The organism is Columbia Basin potato purple top phytoplasma, assembly GCF_028595955.1.
Classification (GTDB): domain Bacteria; phylum Bacillota_I; class Bacilli_A; order Acholeplasmatales; family Acholeplasmataceae; genus Phytoplasma.
On record NZ_JANHJP010000049.1, the window covers coordinates 1 to 380 of the forward strand.

General features: G+C 27.4%; 1 protein-coding gene. It reads left to right on the forward strand.

Going from position 1 to position 380, the window contains the following annotated elements:
- Positions 1-318: integrase core domain-containing protein (locus tag M8044_RS02525; protein ID WP_273585471.1), on the forward strand; the 318-nt coding region annotated here is incomplete at its 5' end.
- Between the last annotated feature and the right edge of the window lie 62 nt (positions 319-380).

Sequence of the window (380 nt, forward strand, 5' to 3'; positions counted from 1 at the left end):
TTTCATTCCGATCAAGGAATTGAATATACTGGCAAAATAATTCAAACTACTTTGCAAGCCAAAAACCTGATTCCTAGTTTTTCCGAAAAAGGGAGTCCTGCTCAAAACGCTTGTGTAGAAGCTTTTTTCGCTAATTTTAAATGTGAAACTGTTTATTTAGAAAAAAGAAAACATTTAACTAAAGAACGATTAACTCAAATCGTTCATACTTTTATTAAAAATTATAACAATCAAAGAAGAATGAAATATTTAAATTATCTTTCTCCTTATCAATTCAAAATTCAAAAAGAAAACCAACAACATACTCTCAGATCATAATGAGAGTTTGACTTGTTGATTTGCTTTTTGAAATAATTTACGACCTAAAATAATTAATAACC